This window comes from Photorhabdus viridis, assembly GCF_040256935.1.
Lineage (GTDB): Bacteria > Pseudomonadota > Gammaproteobacteria > Enterobacterales > Enterobacteriaceae > Photorhabdus > Photorhabdus viridis.
This window is the reverse complement of record NZ_JBEJZY010000390.1, coordinates 1-266: the sequence shown is the minus strand read 5'-3', so window position 1 is coordinate 266 and position 266 is coordinate 1. Positions and strand designations below refer to the sequence as shown.

At 44.7% G+C, this 266-nt stretch carries 1 pseudogene; it reads left to right on the top strand.

What is annotated here, in order from left to right:
• Positions 1-52: 52 nt before the first annotated feature.
• A pseudogene (locus ABR397_RS23865) lies at positions 53-266 on the top strand (hypothetical protein); the annotation flags it as partial.

Here is a 266-nt window from a genome sequence, read left to right as displayed (position 1 = left end):
TTTAAAGATATTCTTTGTATTGCAAAAAATAAGATAAACAGGAGACGTTGATATGCCCATACCGTTACTGGTCCCTGTCGCAGTGGGTGCGGCTGAATATGTTGCCAGCGCTTGTGCCGGGGTATTAATTGCTGTCGGCATCATGGAAGCTAGTAAACCTCAGCTCTGCTTAAGAACAGAGATTTCAGAAGCACGTAGATTCAGACTCGGTCTTATCGCTTGGAATGTAAATGCGCCGCTTCTATGCGTTTCGTGCATTGACTCAA